Source organism: Pseudomonas sp. H2_A10 (assembly GCF_054680085.1).
In genome coordinates, this window is the sequence record NZ_CP162821.1 from 417,855 (window position 1) to 437,111 (window position 19,257).

Consider the following 19,257-nt stretch of genomic DNA (forward strand, 5'->3'; position numbering starts at 1 on the left):
CAATGTGGCAAGGAGCCCTCGTGCCCATAGTTGAAATGGAACGTCGCCAAGTGGTGGTGATCGGCGCCGGCCCGTCCGGAGCCATCGCCGCCGCGCTGCTGAAACGCAAAGGGCATGACGTATTGATCATCGAGCGCCAGCATTTCCCGCGGTTCTCGATCGGCGAAAGCCTGCTGTCCCACTGCATCGACTTTATTGAAGAAGCCGGCATGCTTGATGCCGTGCAGGCCGCCGGTTTCCAAGTGAAAACCGGCGCCGCGTTCGCCTGGGGCGAGCGCTACAGCGCCTTTGACTTCAGCGACACCTTCAGCAACGGCAAGCCGACCACCTTCCAGGTGCAGCGCGGTGAATTCGACAAGTTGCTGGCCGACCAGGCCGCACAGCAGGGCGTGGAGATCCGCTACGGCGAAACCATCGTCGGCGTGGATTTCAAGGGCGAAACCCGTTACCTGCACGTGCGTCGCGAGAACGGCAGCGAGTACCACCTCAAAGCCAAGTTCGTGCTCGACGCCAGCGGTTATGGCCGCGTGCTGCCGCGCTTGCTGGACCTGGAGGCGCCGTCGAACTTCCCGGTACGCCAGGCGGTGTTCACCCATGTCGAAGACCGCATCGAACACCCCGGTTTCGACCGCACCAAGATCCTGATCACCACCCACCCGACCCAACGCGATATCTGGTTCTGGACCATCCCCTTCAGCAACGGCCGCTGCTCGGTGGGCGTGGTGGCGGCCAAGGAACATTTCGACGGCCGCGACGCCGACCTTGACGCTTGCCTGCGTGGTTTTATCGACGAAACCCCAAGCCTGTCCGGCGTGCTGCACAACGCCGTGTGGGATACGCCGGCGCGCACCATCGGCGGCTACTCGGCCAATGTCAAAGCGTTGCACGGCCCAGGCTTTGCCTTGTTGGGCAATGCTGCGGAGTTCCTCGACCCGGTATTTTCATCCGGCGTGACCATCGCCATGCGCTCGGCGAGCATGGCGGCCGGCCTGCTGGACCGTCAGCTCAAAGGCCAGGCCGTGGATTGGCAAACCGAGTTCGCCGCCCCCTTGAAGCGCGGCGTCGACACCTTCCGCTGCTACGTCGAAGGCTGGTATGCGGGCACGTTCCAGGACGTGATCTTCCACCCGGACAGTTCGCCGGATATTCGCCGCATGATCAGCTCGATCCTCGCCGGTTATGCGTGGGACGAACGCAACCCGTTTGTCAGCGAACCCAAGCGGCGGTTGCGGATGTTGTCGGAAATCTGTGCGAGTGAACCGGTATGAGCGCTCAATATTTGAGTAAAAACTACGTCGAAGAAACCCGATTCGGCTTCTGGTTCCTGCGCAGCCACACCTGGCAGCACCATGTGCTGCGCGTGGCGATCAATGACCTGCGCAGCTTGTTCACCGAGCCGCTGCCGGCAGCGCCGGTGCTGTTGGACGCCGGTTGCGGCCAGGGCAAGTCGTTTCAGTATTTGCAGCAGGTGTTCGCCCCCCAGCGCCTGATCGGCCTGGATGCCGACCCTCACAGCCTGGCACTGAGCAAGGCCGAAGCCGCACGCCAGGGCCTGGAAGTGGAGCTGATCGGCAGCGATTGCGCGACGCTCAACGTGCCGGATGCCAGCGTCGACATCCTGTTCTGCCACCAGACTTTCCATCATCTGGTTGAACAGCATCGCGCCCTGCAAGAGTTTTATCGGGTACTCAAGCCGGGCGGCTATCTGCTGTTCGCCGAATCCACCGAGGCCTATATCGACACCTGGGTGATCCGCTGGCTGTTCCGCCACCCCATGCATGTGCAGAAAAGCGCCGAAGAGTACTTGGGGATGCTTCGCGAGCAGGGCTTTGAATTTGGCCCGCAGAACGTCTCGTACCCGTATTTGTGGTGGAGCCGCTCCACCGATTTCGGCCTGCTGGAGCGCTGGGGCCTGCGTAACCCGCCGCCGGTGGGCCAGCGGGAAGAAACCCTGGTCAACTGCGTGGCACGCAAACCCCTGGCGAGCGCCACGCCATGATGCGCAGCCTGCTGATCGCTTGCCTGTTGCTGCTGAGCGCCTGCGCCGGCCAACCGCCGTTGCCGGAAAAAACCCCGGCCTTGGCGCTGCCGATGCAACTGCATGTGCAGCGCCTGGCCGAGGGCCAGAGCCAAGACTGGCTGCTGGTGATCCAACGTGAGGACGGCGCGATCCGCTGGTCAATGATGGACCCGCTGGGCATCCCCCAGGCCCGGCAAAAACTGCTCAATGGGCAGTGGCAGGCCGACGGCCTGCTGCCGCCCAACCCCCAGGCGCGCGAATTGTTTGCCGCGCTGCTGTTTGCCCTGACCTCGGCGGATGACCTGCGCGCGCTCTACCCCGACGCCCAGGCGATGGACCTCACGCGTACGCTGCCGGGCCATTGGCAGATCGTGTATCAGTCGTCCGAAGTGTTCAGCGTGAACATGACCGGCCAGCCGTTGAGCTACCGCATCACACCGCTGGGTGCCGCGCGATGAGCGCTTACCTGAATGCCCTTGGGGTGATTTGCGCCCTCGGCCGGGGCCAGGCCGAAGTGAGCCGCAGCCTGTTTGCCGGCGATTGCTCCGGCATGCGCGCCGAAAGTGGCTGGGTGCCGGAACGCGTGTTGCCAGTGGCGGGCGTGCAGGGCGAGTTGGCGGCCATCCCGCTGGAGCTCGGCCAACAGAGCAGCCGCAATAACCAGTTGCTGCTGGAGGCGGCGTTGCAGGTCGAACAGCCGATTCGCCAGGCGATCCACACCTACGGCGCCTCGCGGGTCGGCATCGTGCTGGGCACCAGCACCTCGGGCATCGACGAAGCCAGCCGTGGCATCGCCGAGTACCTGCGCGATCGGCAATTCCCCGGCGACTACGACTATCAGCAACAGGAACTCAGCGCGCCGGCGAACTTCCTCGCCGACTGGCTGCAATTGAGCGGCCCGGCCTATGTGATTTCCACCGCTTGCACCTCCAGCGCCCGCGCGCTGCTGAGTGCCCAACGCCTGCTCGACCTTGGCGTATGCGATGCGGTGATCTGCGGCGGCGTGGACAGCCTGTGCAAGCTGACCCTCAATGGCTTCAGTGCGCTGGAAGCGGTGTCGAGTGAACGTTGCAACCCGTTTTCGGCGAACCGCGATGGCATCAATATCGGCGAAGCGGCGGTGCTGTTTCTGATGACCCGGGCACCGGGCCCCATCGCTCTGCTCGGCGGCGGCGCCAGCTGCGACGCCCACCATATTTCCGCGCCCGAGCCCACCGGCAAAGGCGCATTGCAGGCAATGCGCAAGGCCCTGGCCAGTGCAGGGCTTGTGCCCGAGCAGATCGGCTACCTGAACCTGCATGGCACCGCCACCCAGCACAACGACGCGATGGAAAGCCTGGCCGTCGCCAGCCTCTTCCCCGATGGCGTCGCCTGCTCATCGACCAAACCCATGAGCGGCCATACCCTGGGCGCGGCCGGCGCATTGGAAGCTGCCTTCTGCTGGCTGAGTCTGGCCCACGGCCGCGTGCCGCCCCACGTGTGGGACGGCCAGCCCGACCCCGCGCTGCCTGCCTTGCAATGGGCGCGCCGCGGCGACACCCTGGAAAAACCCTGCCTGATGAGCAATTCATTTGCCTTCGGCGGCAACAACATCAGCCTGATTATCGGAGAGGCCCCATGACCCACTGGCCACTCGCCGAACTGCTGCCTCACGCCGGCGACATGATTCTGATCGACCACGTGCTGTCGTTCGATGACGAGCAGATCCACACCCGCACCACCGTCAAGCCTGGCGGCCTGTTCAACCAGGTCGACGGCAGTCTGCCGGCGTGGGTCGGCGTTGAGTTGATGGCGCAAAGTGTCGCCGCCTACGCCGGTTGCCACGCACGTCAAAAGGGCGAAGCGGTGGAACTGGGGTTCCTGCTGGGCACACGTAAGTTTGAATGCAACGTGGCGCACTTCCCTGCCGGCGCCGAGTTGACCATCCACGGTTTGCGCTCCCTGGAAGACGACAACGGCATGGGTGTGTTCGAATGCCACCTTACCGGAATCGGCATCCAGGCCAGCGCCCGTTTGAACGTATTTCGACCGCCCCAGGCGGCCAACTATTTAGCTGAATCGAAGGACGAAACGCCATGACTGAATCCGTACTGGTCACCGGCTCCAGCCGTGGCATCGGCCGCGCCATTGCCCTGCGCCTGGCCCAGGCCGGGCATGACATCGTGCTGCATTGCCGCAGCGGCCGTGCCGAAGCCGACGCAGTACAGGTCGAAATCGAGGCCCTGGGACGCCGGGCGCGGGTGCTGCAATTCGACGTGGCGGACCGTACGGCCTGCAAGGCAATCCTTGAAGCCGATGTGGAGCAACACGGCGCCTACTATGGCGTGGTGCTCAACGCCGGCCTGACCCGCGACGGCGCGTTCCCGGCCTTGTCCGAAGACGATTGGGACGTCGTGATGCGCACCAACCTGGACGGCTTCTACAACGTGCTGCACCCGGTGATGATGCCGATGATCCGGCGCCGCGCCGCCGGGCGTATCGTGTGTATTACGTCGGTCTCGGGGCTGATCGGTAACCGTGGCCAGGTTAACTACAGTGCCTCCAAGGCCGGCCTGATCGGCGCCGCCAAGGCCTTGGCCATCGAACTGGGCAAGCGCAAGATCACCGTCAACTGCGTGGCACCGGGCTTGATCGATACCGCCATGCTGGATGAAAACGTACCGGTGGAAGAACTGATGAAGATGATCCCGGCGCAGCGCATGGGCACCCCGGAAGAAGTCGCCGGTGCGGTGAATTTCCTGATGTCGGCCGAAGCCGGCTATATCACTCGCCAGGTATTGGCCGTGAATGGGGGCCTGTGCTGATGAAACGCGTCGTCGTCACCGGCATGGCCGGCATGACCTCCCTGGGCGGTGACTGGGCCACCATCTCGGCCAACTTCCGCGCCAACCGCAGCGGCATCCGGCGCATGGACGAGTGGGATCGGTTTACCGAACTGAACACGCGCCTGGCCGGGCCGATTGATGATTTCGTGGTGCCGGCGCATTGGACGCGCAAGCAATTGCGCAGCATGGGCCGCGTCTCGCGCCTGGCGGTGTGGGCGGCGGAGCAGGCGCTGCAGGACGCCGGCCTGCTCGGTGACGAGTCGATCAAGGACGGGCGCATGGGTGTGGCCTGCGGCTCGTCCACCGGCAGCACCGACGAGATCAAGGCCTTCGGCAACATGCTGCTGAACTCCGTGGCCGAGGGGCTCAACGCCAACTCCTATGTGCGCATGATGCCGCACACCACCGCGGCGAATATCAGCATCTTTTTTGGCCTGACCGGGCGCCTGATCCCCACCTCCAGCGCCTGCACCAGCGGCAGCCAGGGCATCGGCTATGCCTACGAGGCGATCAAGTTCGGCCGCCTGCCGTTGATGCTCGCCGGCGGCGCCGAAGAGCTATGCCCCACCGAAGCCATGGTGTTCGACGCGCTTTACGCCACCAGCCTGAAAAACGACGCGCCGCAAACCAGCCCACGCCCATACGACAGCGGCCGCGACGGCCTGGTGATCGGCGAAGGCGGCGGCATGCTGGTGCTTGAAGAGTTGGAGCACGCCCTGGCGCGCGGTGCGCATATCCACGCAGAGATCGTCGGCTTCGGCAGCAACGCCGACGGCCAGCACACCACTCGCCCGGAACAGAAGACCATGCGCCGCGCCATGGAGCTGGCCCTGGAAGACGCCGGGCTGGCACCGTCCGCCATCGGCTACGTCAACGGCCACGGCACCGCCACCGATCAAGGCGACATCGCCGAAACCCAGGCCACCAGCAGCCTGTTCGGCCCGCGCATGCCCATCAGCTCGCAGAAAAGCTTCTTCGGCCACACCCTCGGGGCGTGCGGGGCGTTGGAGTCGTGGTTCAGCATCGAGATGATGAACAGCAACCAGTACGTGCACACCTTCAACCTGGACTCCGTCGACCCGCAATGCGGCGAGCTGGATTACCTGCAAGGTGAGTTTCGCGAGATGCATCACGACTACGTGATGAACAATAACTTTGCCTTTGGCGGCGTGAACACGTCGCTGATCTTCCGCCGCTGGTCCTGACTTTTTAATCGATTGGAGAATACGGAATGTCTTCCTTGCTACGCGCCACCCTGATCACCCTGGCCCTGCTGACCACTGCCGGCTGCACCAGCAAACCGGTGCTCAACACCCAGCACGACCTGCAGGCCGACACCCAGGTCAGCGAAGAAAAAATGAAGCAGGTCATCGTCAACGCCCTGCAAAAACGCGAATGGACCGTACAACGCCTGAGCCCGCAACTGGTGCAGGCCGAGATCACCGTGCGCAACCAGTATTACGCAGCCATCGACATCCGCTACACCCGTAACAGCTACGCCATCACCTACCGCGACAGCCGCGCGCTGGGCTACAAGGACGGCAAGATCCACCGCAACTACAACCGCTGGGTGAACAACCTGGACAGCGACATCATGGCGGGCTTGCGCAACGGTGGCGTGAATGAATCGGGCTCGGCGGCACAGTTGTTCGAGCAGACGGGTACCTCCAAGTAGAACCGACGCGCTCTGTTCTTCAGCAACGACAAAGGGCGCCTTTCGGCGCCCTCTTCCCTGCCAGTGCCTACACCAGCGCCTTACGCGTCAGCAGCTCCACAAACGCCGCAGCCATGGGCGTCTGCGCACCCTTGCGCTGCACCAGCCACACCGACGTCACCGCCTCCGGGTCGAGCAAGGTGCGATACACCACACCATCAATGCGAATGCGCTGGTAAGACGCCGGCAACACCGAAACTCCCAGCCCTGCGGCCACCAGGCCGATGATGGTCATCGCCTCTCCCGCTTCCTGGGCGACGTGTGGGCTGAAGCCGGCGTCGCGGCACAGGCTGAGCAGTTGGGCATACAAGCCACTACCGTAACTGCGTGGGAAAAACACAAATGGCTCGTCAGCCAGTTGCGTCAGATGCAAGCCACGCTCGCTGCCTTGCGCCAATGGGTGGCCTGCGTTCAATACCGCGACCAGCGGCTCACGCATCAGCTCGACAACACTCAACGAGTCCGCCAACGGCAACGGCCGCATCAGCCCCACCTGGATCGACTCATCCAGCAGCGACTCGGCCACTTCGGTGCTGCTCATTTCCTGCAAGTTCAGGTGTACCGCCGGGAAGGCCTGGCGAAACGCAAAGATCGCCTGGGGAATGCTGGAATTGAACGGCGCCGACGACGTGAAGCCGATCTTCAATTCCCCCAGTTCGCCCAATTGCGCACGCCGGGCCACGTCAGCCGCCTTGTCCACCTGCGCCAGCACTAATCGCGCTTCGTGCAGGAACAGCCGTCCCGCCTCGCTCAGCTCGACCCGACGATTGGTACGCTCGAATAACCGTGCGCCCACCTCCTGCTCCAGCGCCTGGATCTGCTGGCTCAGCGGCGGTTGCGAGATGCCCAGCACCTGCGCCGCTCGACCAAAGTGCAGCTCTTCGGCGACGGCGATGAAGTACCGCAGATGACGCAATTCCATGCCCACCTCATTAGGTCGTAAAAGCTATCAAACAGGTCGAACAATATATTGGAAAGAATCATTAGCCAGCTATATTCTTTTTTGCATTGCCTGCCCTGGCAGACCATTGCTCAACGAGGCCCCTGTGAAATCTGCTGTCGCGCCACTCGCTCACGAAGTACCGCCCACCGCCCTGGATGAAGGGGTGGCTCAACCGAGCGACGCCTACATCGAAAAAGGCACGCCGATGTTCATGCGTACGGTGCTGGCGCTGTTCTGCGGCGGTTTCGCCACGTTTGCCCTGCTGTATTGCGTGCAACCGATGATGCCGGCGCTGTCCCACGAGTTTTCCATCAATGCGGCGCAAAGCAGTCTGATTCTGTCGGTCGCCACCGCGATGCTTGCCCTGGGCCTACTGATCACCGGGCCGATTTCCGACACCCTGGGACGTAAACCGGTGATGGTGGCTGCATTGTTCTGCGCGGCGCTGGCCACGATTGCCAGCGGTCTGATGCCATCCTGGGAAGGGATCTTGCTGATGCGTGCGCTGGTCGGGCTATCGTTGAGCGGCTTGGCCGCCGTTGCCATGACCTACCTGAGCGAAGAGATCCACCCACACCACATTGGCCTGGCCATGGGCCTTTACATCGGCGGCAATGCGATAGGCGGCATGAGCGGGCGCTTGATGATCGGCGTATTGATCGACTTCGTCAGCTGGCACACCGCGATGCTGATCATCGGCGCCCTGGCGCTGATTGCGGCCACGGTGTTCTGGAAGATCCTCCCCGAATCGCGCAACTTCCGCGCCAGCAGCCTCAAGCCGCGCAGCCTGGTTGACGGCTTTGTCATGCACTTCAAGGACGCCGGCCTGCCATGGTTGTTTCTGGAAGCCTTCCTGTTGATGGGTGCCTTCGTGACGATGTTCAACTACATCGGCTATCGCCTGCTGGCCGATCCCTACGACCTGAGCCAGGCGGTGGTCGGCCTGCTGTCGTTGGTGTACCTCTCGGGTATCTACAGCTCGGCGAAAATCGGCTCGCTGGCCGACCGCCTCGGCCGCCGACGCGTGCTGTGGGCCACCATCGTGTTGATGCTCGGCGGAATGACGTTAACCCTCTTCACGCCATTGTGGCTGGTGGTGCCGGGCATGTTGGTCTTCACCTTCGGCTTCTTCGGCGCCCACTCGGTGGCCAGCAGTTGGATCGGCCGCCGCGCGGTCAAGGCCAAGGGGCAAGCGTCCTCGCTGTACCTGTTCAGCTATTACGCCGGCTCCAGCGTCGCGGGCACCACGGGCGGTTTTTTCTGGCACCTTGCCGGGTGGAACGGGATCGGCGCGTTTATCGTGGCGTTGTTGATCGGCGCGCTGCTGGTGGCATTGAAGTTGGCGAAGCTGCCGCCGTTGGGGCATGTCTGAAGGTTTCTGGCTATTAATGTGGGAGGGGCGAATCGTCGCACCGCCCCTCCCACATTTTGGTTTGCGTTTTATTCGTGGTATTGCGCGGACAGTTCATGCACCGCCTGCAGGAACGCGCCCGCGTGCTCCGGGTTCACTTCCGGCGTGATGCCATGACCCAGGTTGAACACATGCCCGCTGCCCTTGCCATAGCTGGCCAGGATGCGGCCGACTTCGGCGCGGATCGCTTCCGGCTTGGCGTACAGCACCGTCGGGTCCATGTTGCCTTGCAGCGCAACCTGGTTGCCGACGCGACGGCGGGCTTCGCCGAGGTCGCAGGTCCAGTCCAGGCCCAGGGCATCGGCACCGGCGTCTGCAATGCTCTCCAACCATAGGCCGCCGCCTTTGGTGAACATGATTACCGGCACTTTGCGGCCTTCGTGTTCGCGGATCAGGCCGCCGACGATCTTGCGCATGTAGGCCAGGGAGAATTCCTGGTATGCCGCCGCCGACAGGTTGCCGCCCCAGGTGTCGAAAATCTGCACCGCTTGCGCGCCGGCCATGATCTGGCCGTTGAGGTAGGAGGTCACCGACTGCGCCAGCTTATCCAGCAGCAGGTGCATGGCCTGCGGGTTGTCGTAGAGCATGGCCTTGGTTTTGCGGAAGTCTTTCGACGAGCCGCCTTCGACCATGTAGGTGGCCAGGGTCCAGGGGCTGCCGGAGAAACCGATCAGCGGCACGCGGCCGTTCAGTTCGCGGCGGATGGTGCTTACGGCGTCCATCACGTAGCCGAGGTCTTTGTGCGGATCGGGGATCGGCAGGGCTTCGATATCGGCCAGGGTGCTGACGACCTTCTTGAAACGCGGGCCTTCGCCGGTTTCAAAATACAGGCCCTGGCCCATGGCGTCGGGGATGGTGAGGATGTCGGAGAACAGGATGGCCGCGTCCAGTTGTGGGTAGCGGTCCAGCGGCTGCAGGGTGACTTCGCAGGCGAATTCCGGGTTCATGCACAGGCTCATGAAGTCGCCGGCGTGGGCGCGACTGGCGCGGTATTCCGGCAGGTAGCGACCGGCTTGACGCATCATCCACACCGGAGTGACGTCTACGGGCTGCTTGAGCAGGGCACGAAGGAAACGGTCGTTCTTGAGGGCAGTCATGTCGGCATCCGCAAAAAAAGTGCGGGCATTTTCTCAGAGCGCGACGCAAAAGGCACGGAGTGAGCCGTGCCTTTTGTCTATCGGGTTGATTTACGACAATATCTTGAACCTGCGCAAATCAAATGTGGGAGGGGCGGTGCGACGATTCGACTTGCCCCGATTGCAGTGTGTCAGTCTGAGTATCTTTAACTGAACCACCGCTATCGGGGGCAAGCCCCCCCCACATTTTGGCCACATTTCAAAGGTGAAATGGGTCAGACCTGAAGATAGTCCAGGATGCCTTCGGCGGCGTTGCGGCCTTCGAAGATCGCCGTTACTACCAGGTCAGAGCCGCGCACCATATCGCCACCCGCAAAAATCTTCGGGTTGCTGGTCTGGTGCTTGTACTGGCCTTGTTCCGGGGCGACGACGCGGCCCTGGCTGTCGGTCTGGATCTGGAACTGCTCGAACCAGGGCGCCGGGCTTGGGCGGAAACCGAAGGCGATGACCACGGCGTCGGCCGGGATGATCTCTTCGGAACCCGGGATCGGCTCGGGGCTGCGGCGGCCACGGGCGTCCGGTTCGCCGAGACGGGTCTCGACCACCTTCACGCCTTCGACACGGTCTTCACCGACAATCGCGATCGGCTGGCGGTTGTAGAGGAATTTCACGCCTTCTTCCTTGGCGTTCTTCACCTCTTTGCGCGAGCCGGGCATGTTGGCTTCGTCACGGCGATACGCGCAGGTCACCGACTTGGCGCCCTGGCGGATCGAGGTGCGGTTGCAGTCCATCGCGGTGTCGCCACCGCCCAGCACCACGACCTTCTTGCCCTTCATGTCGACGAAATCTTCCGGCGACTTTTCAAAGCCCAGGTTGCGGTTGACGTTGGCGATCAGGAAGTCGAGCGCGTCATACACGCCCGGCAGGTCCTCACCGGCAAAGCCGCCCTTCATGTAGGTGTAGGTGCCCATGCCCATGAACACCGCATCGTATTCTTCGAGCAGTTGCTCCATGGTCACGTCTTTGCCGATCTCGGTGTTCAGGCGGAACTCGATACCCATGCCGGTGAACACTTCACGACGGTTGCTCAACACGGTTTTTTCCAGCTTGAACTCTGGGATACCGAAGGTCAGCAGGCCGCCGATTTCCGGGTTCTTGTCGAACACCACCGGGGTCACGCCGCCACGCACCAGTACGTCGGCACAACCCAGGCCGGCAGGGCCCGCGCCGATGATCGCCACGCGCTTGCCGGTCGGCTTGACCTTGGACATGTCCGGGCGCCAGCCCATGGCGAAGGCTGTGTCGGTGATGTACTTCTCCACCGAACCGATGGTCACCGCGCCGAAGCCGTCGTTGAGGGTGCACGCGCCCTCGCACAGACGGTCCTGCGGGCACACCCGGCCGCAGACTTCCGGCAGGGTGTTGGTCTGGTGCGACAGCTCGGCGGCGGCGAGGATGTTGCCCTCGGCCACCAGCTTCAGCCAGTTGGGAATGAAGTTGTGCACCGGGCACTTCCATTCGCAATACGGGTTACCGCACCCCAGGCAGCGGTGGGCCTGGTCGGCCGAGTGCTGGGGTTTGAAGGGTTCGTAGATTTCCACGAACTCTTTCTTGCGTTGACGCAACAGTTTCTTCTTCGGATCTTTGCGCCCGACATCGATGAACTGGAAGTCGTTATTCAGACGTTCAGCCATGTTAAAACCTCATCAAACTCTTCAGGCGCATATCACTGCGGGTTGGCACGGATGCTGGAAAGCAACGATTTCAGGTTGGCAGCCTTGGGCTTGACCAGCCAGAAACGACGCAGGTAATCATCGAGGTTTTCGGCGAGGTTACGACCCCATTCGCTGCCGGTTTCCTCGACGTATTCATCCAGCACGTGCTGCAAGTGGTTGCGATAGGATTCCATGGCTTCGCCGCTGATGCGCTGGATCTCGACCAACTCGTGGTTGACCTTGTCGACGAAGGTGTTGTCCTGGTCGAGCACGTAGGCGAAACCGCCGGTCATGCCCGAACCGAAGTTGTAACCGGTTTTGCCCAGTACCGCGACAAAGCCACCGGTCATGTACTCGCAGCAGTGATCGCCGGTGCCTTCCACCACGGTGTGGGCACCGGAGTTACGCACGGCGAAACGCTCGCCGGCGGTGCCTGCGGCGAAGAGCTTGCCACCGGTGGCGCCGTACAAGCAGGTGTTGCCGATGATGGCGCTGTCCTGGGTCTTGTACACGCTGCCTTTGGGCGGAACGATGACCAGCTTGCCGCCGGTCATGCCCTTGCCCACGTAGTCGTTGGCGTCGCCTTCCAGGTACATGTGCAGGCCGCCGGCGTTCCACACGCCAAAGCTCTGGCCCGCAGTGCCCTTGAAGCGGAAGGTGATCGGCGCCTTGGCCATGCCCTGGTTGCCGTGCTTGCGCGCGATTTCGCCGGAGACACGTGCACCGATGGAACGGTCGCAGTTGCAGATATCCAGGGCGAATTCGCCACCGCTGGCGTCGCTGATCGAGGAGCCGGCCATCGCGACCATCTGCTCGGCCAGCAGGCCTTTGTCGAACGGCGGGTTGCGTTCCACGCCGCAGAACTGTGGCTTGTCGGCCGGGATGTGATCACTGCCCAACAACGGCGTCAGGTCCAGGTGGTGCTGCTTGGCGGTCTGGCCCTGGAGGATCTCCAGCAGGTCGGTGCGACCGATCAGCTCTTCGAGGGAACGCACGCCCAGCTTGGCCAGCCACTCACGGGTTTCTTCGGCGACGTAGGTGAAGAAATTCACCACCATGTCGACGGTGCCGATGTAGTGATCCTTGCGCAGTTTTTCGTTCTGCGTCGCCACGCCGGTGGCGCAGTTGTTCAAGTGGCAGATGCGCAGGTATTTGCAGCCCAGGGCGATCATGGGCGCCGTGCCGAAGCCGAAGCTCTCGGCACCGAGAATCGCGGCCTTGATCACGTCCAGGCCGGTTTTCAGGCCGCCGTCGGTCTGTACCCGCACCTTGCCGCGCAGGTCGTTGCCGCGCAGGGTCTGGTGGGTTTCCGCCAGGCCGAGTTCCCATGGCGCACCGGCGTATTTGATGGAGGTCAGCGGCGAAGCGCCGGTGCCGCCGTCGTAGCCGGAGATGGTGATCAGGTCGGCATACGCCTTGGCCACGCCGGCGGCGATAGTGCCCACGCCGGCTTCCGCCACCAGTTTCACCGAGACCAGGGCCTGCGGGTTGACTTGCTTGAGGTCGAAAATCAGCTGCGACAAGTCTTCAATCGAATAGATATCGTGGTGCGGCGGTGGCGAAATCAGAGTCACGCCCGGCACTGCATAACGCAGCTTGGCGATCAGGCCGTTGACCTTGCCGCCCGGCAGCTGGCCGCCCTCACCGGGCTTGGCGCCCTGAGCCACCTTGATCTGCAGCACTTCGGCGTTGACCAGGTATTCCGGGGTCACGCCGAAACGGCCGGTGGCGACCTGCTTGATTTTCGAGCTTTTGATGGTGCCGTAGCGCGCCGGGTCTTCGCCGCCTTCGCCGGAGTTGGAACGCGCACCCAGGCGGTTCATGGCTTCGGCCAGGGCTTCGTGCGCCTCAGGCGACAAGGCGCCGAGGGAAATACCGGCGGAGTCGAAGCGCTTGAGGATCGATTCCAGCGGTTCGATTTCGCTGATGGCCAACGGTGTGTCCAGGGTCTTCACCTTGAACAGGTCGCGGATCATCGACACCGGGCGGTTATCCACCAGCGCGGTGTATTCCTTGAACTTGGCGTAGTCGCCCTGCTGCACGGCGGCTTGCAGGGTGCTGACCACGTCCGGGTTGTACGCGTGGTATTCGCCACCGTGCACGAACTTGAGCAGGCCGCCTTGCTGGATCGGCTTGCGCGCGCTCCAGGCTTCGGCCGCCAGCGCTTTCTGTTCGGCTTCGATGTCGACGAAACGCGCGCCTTTGATACGGCTTGGCACGCCACGGAAGCTCAGGTCGCAGACTTCTTCGGACAGGCCGATGGCTTCGAACAGTTGAGCGCCGCGATACGACGTGACGGTGGAGATGCCCATCTTCGACAGAATCTTCAGCAGGCCCTTGGTGATGCCCTTGCGGTAGTTCTTGAACACCTCGTAGAGATCGCCCAGTACTTCACCGGTACGGATCAGGTCACCCAGCACTTCATAGGCGAGGAACGGGTACACCGCCGAAGCGCCGAAGCCGATCAGCACCGCAAAGTGGTGCGGATCGCGAGCGGTGGCGGTCTCGACGAGGATGTTGGAGTCGCAACGCAGGCCTTTTTCGGTCAGGCGATGGTGCACGGCGCCGGTGGCGAGCGAGGCGTGGATCGGCAGCTTGCCCGGCGCGATGTGGCGGTCGGTCAACACGATCTGGGTGCGGCCGGCGCGCACAGCTTCTTCGGCCTGGTCGGCGACGTTGCGCACCGCGGCTTCAAGGCCGAGGCTCTCGTCGTAGTTCAGGTCGATGATCTGGCGGTCGAAGCCCGGGCGATCCAGGGTCATCAGCGAGCGCCACTTGGCCGGGGAAACGACCGGCGAGCTGAGGATCACGCGGGAGGCATGCTCAGGCGATTCCTGGAAGATATTGCGCTCGGCACCGAGGCACACTTCCAGGGACATCACGATGGCTTCGCGCAGCGGGTCGATCGGTGGGTTGGTGACCTGGGCGAACTGCTGGCGGAAGTAGTCGTACGGCGTGCGCACGCGCTGGGACAGCACGGCCATCGGCGTATCGTCGCCCATGGAGCCGACGGCCTCGTAGCCTTGCTCACCGAGCGGGCGCAGCACTTGGTCGCGCTCTTCGAACGTGACCTGATACATCTTCATGTACTGCTTGAGCTGGTCGATGTCATAGAAGGCCGAACCGTGGTCGTTGTCTTCCATGGTCGCCTGGATACGCAGGGCGTTCTTGCGCAGCCATTGCTTGTACGGGTGACGGGACTTCAGGCGGTTGTCGATGGCGTCGGTGTCGAGGATCTGCCCGGTTTCGGTGTCCACGGCCAGGATCTGCCCAGGGCCGACACGGCCTTTGGCAATCACGTCTTCGGGCTGGTAGTTCCACACGCCGATTTCCGACGCGAGGGTGATGAAACCGTTGGTGGTGGTGACCCAGCGCGCCGGGCGCAGACCGTTGCGGTCGAGCAGGCACACCGCGTAGCGACCGTCGGTCATGACCACGCCGGCCGGGCCGTCCCACGGCTCCATGTGCATCGAGTTGTACTCATAGAACGCACGCAGGTCCGGGTCCATGGTCTCGACGTTCTGCCACGCGGGCGGAATGATCATGCGCACGCCACGGAACAGGTCGATGCCGCCGGTGACCATCAATTCGAGCATGTTGTCCATGCTGGAGGAGTCCGAACCCACGCGATTGACCAGCGGGCCGAGCTCTTCGAGGTCCATCAGATCGTTGGCGAACTTGGTGCGACGGGCCACGGCCCAGTTGCGGTTGCCGGTAATGGTATTGATCTCGCCGTTGTGGGCGAGGAAGCGGAATGGCTGGGCCAGCGGCCATTTCGGCAGGGTGTTGGTGGAGAAGCGCTGGTGGAACACGCAGATCGCGGTTTGCAGGCGCTCATCGCTCAGGTCCGGATAGAAGGCGGTGAGGTCCGCCGGCATCATCAGGCCTTTATAAATGATGGTCTTGTGGGAAAAGCTGCAGATGTAGTGGTCGGTGTCCGCGGCGTTGGCCACGGACGAGCGACGGCGCGATGTAAACAGCTTGATCGCCATGTCCTGGTCGCTCAGGCCGTCGCCTGCGATGAATACCTGTTCGATCTGCGGCAGGCGCTCCAAGGCCAGGCGGCCGAGCACGCTGGTGTCGATCGGCACTTTGCGCCAGCCGACGAGTTGCAGGCCGGCTGCGACGATTTCGCGGTTCATGTTCTCGCGAGCGGCTTCGGCTTTGACCGGGTCCTGGTTGAAAAACACCATGCCCACGGCGTACTGCTTGGGCAGGTCGACCGCGAAATGCTCTTTGGCGACAGCGCGCAGGAACTGGTCGGGCTTTTGAATCAGCAAGCCACAACCGTCACCGGTCTTGCCGTCGGCGTTGATCCCACCACGGTGGGTCATGCAGGTCAGGGCCTCGATGGCCGTTTGCAAAAGGGTATGACTGGGCTCGCCCTGCATATGGGCTATCAGGCCGAAACCGCAGTTATCCTTGAATTCATCGGGTTGGTACAGACCTGCTTTCATAGACACTTTCTCACCAGGCTGCCTCTTTTACCGAGGCAAATTTCTTTTCAATTCAACCGGTTACCTTCCACGCCGAACGTACGCCGGCTTAGCGGGGGCAAAAGGGAGGTCATTGTACACACCGACACAGACGCTCACAAATTTAGCGACGAAATGTCGCAAATCTATGTCGCATTTATGAAAGGTTTAAAGCGATATGCTGTGCTAGTCAAAACTTTTTTAATTCTGACCGCTACGACTCAAAAGCTACATGCGCAGACACCACAAAGCGCGCGGCCTTCAGGGCTGCACGCTGTTGTAGTTTTTTTGAGGTGCCGGGAGGGCGACCTGGGTAAGGTCGCCGGATCTTCAGCGAGTTGTTGCCAGTTCTTGTTGAACGCTGGCAACAGTGCGAGGCCAAGGTTTACCAGCCTGAACCTTCGCTGGCAAGGTTTTGATCGCAGAATCAGCTGCGGCACGGCTTGCGAAGTTGCCGTAGGTGATCACGTAGAGAGGCTTGCCGTTGAGCACTTTCTTGAAATAACGGTACTCGCCCCCCTGCTCCTTCACGAACGCCTGGGCGTTGGCTTCGGAGCTGGTGCCGAGGATCTGCACCACAAAATTCCCGGTAGGCTGGCTGGCGTACCAACTGCTGCCGGCCGCACCGGCCTTGGCCACGGTGGCCGGTTTTTCAGCCGGCTTGGTCACAGGCGCTGGCTTGGCGGCTGGAGCAGGCGCGACAGGCTTGGTCACAGGTGCGGGCTTGGCGGTAGCAACGGTAGGCGCAGGTGTTGGCACTGGCTTGGCGGCCGGCTGACCCGCCGGCACGCCCGCAGGTGGTGCGGTGGTGGTCACCGTCGGTGGGGTAGCGCTGGAACCTTCCACAGGCACGCCGTCGTCGCCTTCGGAGATACCGCCGGCTTCTTCGGCGAGCGGGCCGCGCATTACAGGCTGGCCGACCATCGGCAGGTTGGTCGGCTGGCCGGAGTTGGCGAACTCGACATTCGGCGTGGGTTTACCCAGTGGCAGTTGCGCCTGTTCAGCCGGGGCGCCGGCCGTGGTGGGTGCCTTACTGCGGCCTGGGATCAACCAGGCGGCCGCAACAGCGACCACGACAACAGCGGAAATCGCCAATACGTGCTTCTTAGGCATAGTGAACCCCATCTTTGGACGCTTGACCGCTGAGCGGCTGGCAATCATGGCTTCGATCATGGCATCGCGGGCAACCTGGTTGATGGTGCCAGGCCAGCCGCCTGCGCTTTCGTGAATATCAGAGATCTGTTGAGCGGAGAAAAGTTCGATACCCGCCCCTGCGCCTTCGAGGCGTTGAGCCAGGTATTCGCGGGTTTCTTCCTCTTCGTAGGGCTGTAATTCGATGACGTGGAACAGTTCTTGATCGCCACTGATCTGCTCCAGATCGGCGATGAGCGACGACTCACCAAACAGGAACACATGGGGGCGGCCTTCCGGCGTACCCGCCGCCAGCGCCAGCAGCGCTTCCAGGGCTGATTCATCGAGCTGCTCGGCGTCATCCACCAGCAGGTAGACTTCCTGGCCGGTGAGACCCAACTGCACCACTTGCTTGAGGATCGCGTTCGGTTCGGCAGTAGACACGTCCAGGGCTTGTGCCACTTGGCGCAGCACGCCCGCCGCATCCCCGGCACCACGGGCCGACACCACCAGGCTTTGGACCGATTGCTTATTGGTGCTCGCCACCAGGGCCTGGCGCAACAGCGTCTTGCCGCTGCCCAACGGGCCCGTCACCACCAACAGCAACTGGCTGTAGCGTGCGAGGTGATGCAACTGCCCCAGCACCGGCTTGCGCTGGGCCGGGAAAAATTTGAAACCAGGCACCCGTGGCGCAAAAGGGTCATGGCTGAGGTGGTAATGGCCGAGGAACGCCTCGTCGGCATGCAAACTAGTCATCGCGATCTTATTAACCTTTAAGCTGGGCCAGGGCGCGGTAATCCGCTCCCAGCGTGGCCTGTAAAATCTCTTTCGGATAATCGTCGGTCACCACCGCTTCACCCATATGGCGCAGCAGCACCAGTCGCAGTCGACCGTCGATCACTTTCTTGTCTATCGCCATATGCTCGAGGAAGTCCGCCTCGCTCATCTCTTCGGGCGGAATAACCGGCAAACCGGCACGCTGGAACAGGCGGATACCACGGTCACGCTCCTGGGCACTGATCCAGCCCAGGCGTTGCGACATCTCCAACGCCATCACGGTGCCAGCCGCCACGGCCTCACCATGCAACCACACACCATAGCCCATGTGCGTTTCGATCGCGTGGCCGAAGGTATGGCCCAGGTTCAGGGTGGCCCGTACACCGGACTCGCGCTCGTCGGCATTCACCACCAGCGCCTTGGCGGCGCAGGAGCGGGAAATCGCCTCGGTCAGTGCCGCTTGATCGAGGTTGCGCAGCGCATTCACATGTTCTTCGAGCCAGGCCAGGAAAGGCTCATCGCAGATCAACCCATACTTGATGACTTCCGCAAGGCCCGCCGACAGCTCGCGCGGCGGCAAGGTGTTGAGGGTCGCGGTATCAATCAGCACAGCCTGCGGCTGGTAGAACGCGCCGACCATATTCTTGCCCAGCGGGTGGTTGATGCCGGTCTTGCCGCCCACCGACGAATCGACCTGGGACAGCAGGGTGGTCGGCACTTGGATGAAGTCCACGCCACGCTGGTAGCAGGCCGCCGCAAACCCGGCCATGTCGCCGATCACACCGCCGCCCAGGGCGATCACGGTGGTACGCCGATCATGGCGTGCGGTCAGCAGGCCATCGAAAATCAGTTGCAGGGTTTCCCAATTCTTGTGGGCTTCGCCGTCAGGCAAAATCACCGAGATCACCGAGTACGCCGCCAGGCTGCGGCTCAAACGCTCAAGATATAGCGGCGCAACCGTTTCATTGGAAATGATCGCCACTTGCCGCCCGGCAATATGCGGCGCCAGCAATTCGGGCTGGTCCAACAGACCTTCGCCAATATGGATCGGGTAGCTGCGCTCGCCTAGATCGACCTTAAGTGTCTGCATGTGTCCCCGCGTTAGAGATGATTGACGACCGGCAACGTCCGCTGCCTGATGGCTCTACGCCACACCCCTTGGGGTCATAG

15 protein-coding genes are annotated in these 19,257 nt (G+C 62.6%); 9 read left to right on the plus strand and 6 right to left on the minus strand.

The features are described from left to right. Positions 1–20: 20 nt before the first annotated feature. From AB4O23_RS01925 to AB4O23_RS01960, 8 genes are read left to right on the plus strand one after another with little or no spacing between them, the layout of a single operon-like run. On the plus strand, positions 21–1,268 hold the full coding sequence (locus tag AB4O23_RS01925; protein ID WP_223271432.1) for an NAD(P)/FAD-dependent oxidoreductase: 1,248 nt from the start codon (positions 21–23) through the stop codon (positions 1,266–1,268). Next, positions 1,265–1,999, plus strand: coding sequence for a class I SAM-dependent methyltransferase (locus AB4O23_RS01930; RefSeq protein ID WP_017526510.1), 735 nt, complete (start codon positions 1,265–1,267; stop codon positions 1,997–1,999). The genes AB4O23_RS01925 and AB4O23_RS01930 overlap by 4 nt, the downstream gene beginning before the upstream one ends. After that, positions 1,996–2,478 carry a hypothetical protein gene (locus AB4O23_RS01935; RefSeq protein ID WP_017526511.1) on the plus strand — a complete coding sequence of 161 codons (483 nt, stop codon included), beginning with the start codon at positions 1,996–1,998 and terminating at the stop codon, positions 2,476–2,478. Before AB4O23_RS01930 ends, AB4O23_RS01935 begins: the two co-directional genes overlap by 4 nt. After that, on the plus strand, positions 2,475–3,641 hold the full coding sequence (locus AB4O23_RS01940) for a beta-ketoacyl-[acyl-carrier-protein] synthase family protein (protein ID WP_017526512.1): 1,167 nt from the start codon (positions 2,475–2,477) through the stop codon (positions 3,639–3,641). The genes AB4O23_RS01935 and AB4O23_RS01940 overlap by 4 nt, the downstream gene beginning before the upstream one ends. Next, positions 3,638–4,099 carry a hotdog family protein gene (locus AB4O23_RS01945; protein WP_460150379.1) on the plus strand — a complete coding sequence of 154 codons (462 nt, stop codon included), beginning with the start codon at positions 3,638–3,640 and terminating at the stop codon, positions 4,097–4,099. The genes AB4O23_RS01940 and AB4O23_RS01945 overlap by 4 nt, the downstream gene beginning before the upstream one ends. Next, the gene (gene fabG, locus AB4O23_RS01950) at positions 4,096–4,824 is read left to right on the plus strand and encodes a 3-oxoacyl-ACP reductase FabG (protein ID WP_017526514.1); all 729 of its coding nucleotides are present in this window, start codon (positions 4,096–4,098) and stop codon (positions 4,822–4,824) included. The genes AB4O23_RS01945 and fabG overlap by 4 nt, the downstream gene beginning before the upstream one ends. Further along, positions 4,824–6,050 carry a beta-ketoacyl-ACP synthase gene (locus AB4O23_RS01955; protein WP_017526515.1) on the plus strand — a complete coding sequence of 409 codons (1,227 nt, stop codon included), beginning with the start codon at positions 4,824–4,826 and terminating at the stop codon, positions 6,048–6,050. The genes fabG and AB4O23_RS01955 overlap by 1 nt, the downstream gene beginning before the upstream one ends. A gap of 26 nt (positions 6,051–6,076) precedes the next feature. Beyond that, a complete protein-coding gene (locus AB4O23_RS01960) occupies positions 6,077–6,520 on the plus strand; it encodes a hypothetical protein (protein WP_065879484.1) in 444 nt (147 codons plus the stop codon). Between the two features lie 67 nt (positions 6,521–6,587). Here the strand turns inward: AB4O23_RS01960 and AB4O23_RS01965 are convergent, their stop codons facing one another. Then, positions 6,588–7,481, minus strand: a complete 894-nt coding sequence (locus AB4O23_RS01965; RefSeq protein WP_017526517.1) for a LysR family transcriptional regulator — start codon at positions 7,479–7,481, stop codon at positions 6,588–6,590. Between the two features lie 124 nt (positions 7,482–7,605). On the opposite strand from AB4O23_RS01965, the gene AB4O23_RS01970 reads away from it, so the two are divergent. Beyond that, positions 7,606–8,874, plus strand: a complete 1,269-nt coding sequence (locus AB4O23_RS01970) for an MFS transporter (protein ID WP_065879485.1) — start codon at positions 7,606–7,608, stop codon at positions 8,872–8,874. Between the two features lie 68 nt (positions 8,875–8,942). Here AB4O23_RS01970 and hemE read toward each other — a convergent pair whose 3' ends face one another. From hemE to aroB, 5 genes are all read right to left on the minus strand, one after another. Beyond that, entirely contained in the window at positions 8,943–10,010 is a 1,068-nt protein-coding gene (gene hemE / locus AB4O23_RS01975) for a uroporphyrinogen decarboxylase (protein ID WP_017526519.1), read from the minus strand. Between the two features lie 254 nt (positions 10,011–10,264). Next, the gene (locus AB4O23_RS01980; protein WP_010213750.1) at positions 10,265–11,683 is read right to left on the minus strand and encodes an FAD-dependent oxidoreductase; all 1,419 of its coding nucleotides are present in this window, start codon (positions 11,681–11,683) and stop codon (positions 10,265–10,267) included. Between the two features lie 32 nt (positions 11,684–11,715). Then, positions 11,716–16,161, minus strand: coding sequence for a glutamate synthase large subunit (gene gltB, locus AB4O23_RS01985; protein ID WP_017526520.1), 4,446 nt, complete (start codon positions 16,159–16,161; stop codon positions 11,716–11,718). Between the two features lie 348 nt (positions 16,162–16,509). Then, complete coding sequence (locus AB4O23_RS01990; protein ID WP_017526521.1) at positions 16,510–18,066, minus strand: SPOR domain-containing protein; 1,557 nt, start codon at positions 18,064–18,066, stop codon at positions 16,510–16,512. Between the two features lie 10 nt (positions 18,067–18,076). Beyond that, the gene (gene aroB, locus AB4O23_RS01995) at positions 18,077–19,177 is read right to left on the minus strand and encodes a 3-dehydroquinate synthase (protein WP_017526522.1); all 1,101 of its coding nucleotides are present in this window, start codon (positions 19,175–19,177) and stop codon (positions 18,077–18,079) included. Positions 19,178–19,257 lie beyond the last annotated feature (80 nt).

Coding starts and splice junctions, on each gene's coding strand:
- AB4O23_RS01930 (WP_017526510.1), top strand. CDS start 1,265: ATGAGCGCTCAATATTTGAGTAAAAACTACGTCGAAGAAACCCGATTC.
- AB4O23_RS01935 (WP_017526511.1), top strand. CDS start 1,996: ATGATGCGCAGCCTGCTGATCGCTTGCCTGTTGCTGCTGAGCGCCTGC.
- AB4O23_RS01940 (WP_017526512.1), top strand. CDS start 2,475: ATGAGCGCTTACCTGAATGCCCTTGGGGTGATTTGCGCCCTCGGCCGG.
- AB4O23_RS01945 (WP_460150379.1), top strand. CDS start 3,638: ATGACCCACTGGCCACTCGCCGAACTGCTGCCTCACGCCGGCGACATG.
- fabG (WP_017526514.1), top strand. CDS start 4,096: ATGACTGAATCCGTACTGGTCACCGGCTCCAGCCGTGGCATCGGCCGC.
- AB4O23_RS01955 (WP_017526515.1), top strand. CDS start 4,824: ATGAAACGCGTCGTCGTCACCGGCATGGCCGGCATGACCTCCCTGGGC.
- AB4O23_RS01960 (WP_065879484.1), top strand. CDS start 6,077: ATGTCTTCCTTGCTACGCGCCACCCTGATCACCCTGGCCCTGCTGACC.
- AB4O23_RS01965 (WP_017526517.1), bottom strand. CDS start 7,481: ATGGAATTGCGTCATCTGCGGTACTTCATCGCCGTCGCCGAAGAGCTG.
- hemE (WP_017526519.1), bottom strand. CDS start 10,010: ATGACTGCCCTCAAGAACGACCGTTTCCTTCGTGCCCTGCTCAAGCAG.
- AB4O23_RS01980 (WP_010213750.1), bottom strand. CDS start 11,683: ATGGCTGAACGTCTGAATAACGACTTCCAGTTCATCGATGTCGGGCGC.
- gltB (WP_017526520.1), bottom strand. CDS start 16,161: ATGAAAGCAGGTCTGTACCAACCCGATGAATTCAAGGATAACTGCGGT.
- AB4O23_RS01990 (WP_017526521.1), bottom strand. CDS start 18,066: ATGACTAGTTTGCATGCCGACGAGGCGTTCCTCGGCCATTACCACCTC.
- aroB (WP_017526522.1), bottom strand. CDS start 19,177: ATGCAGACACTTAAGGTCGATCTAGGCGAGCGCAGCTACCCGATCCAT.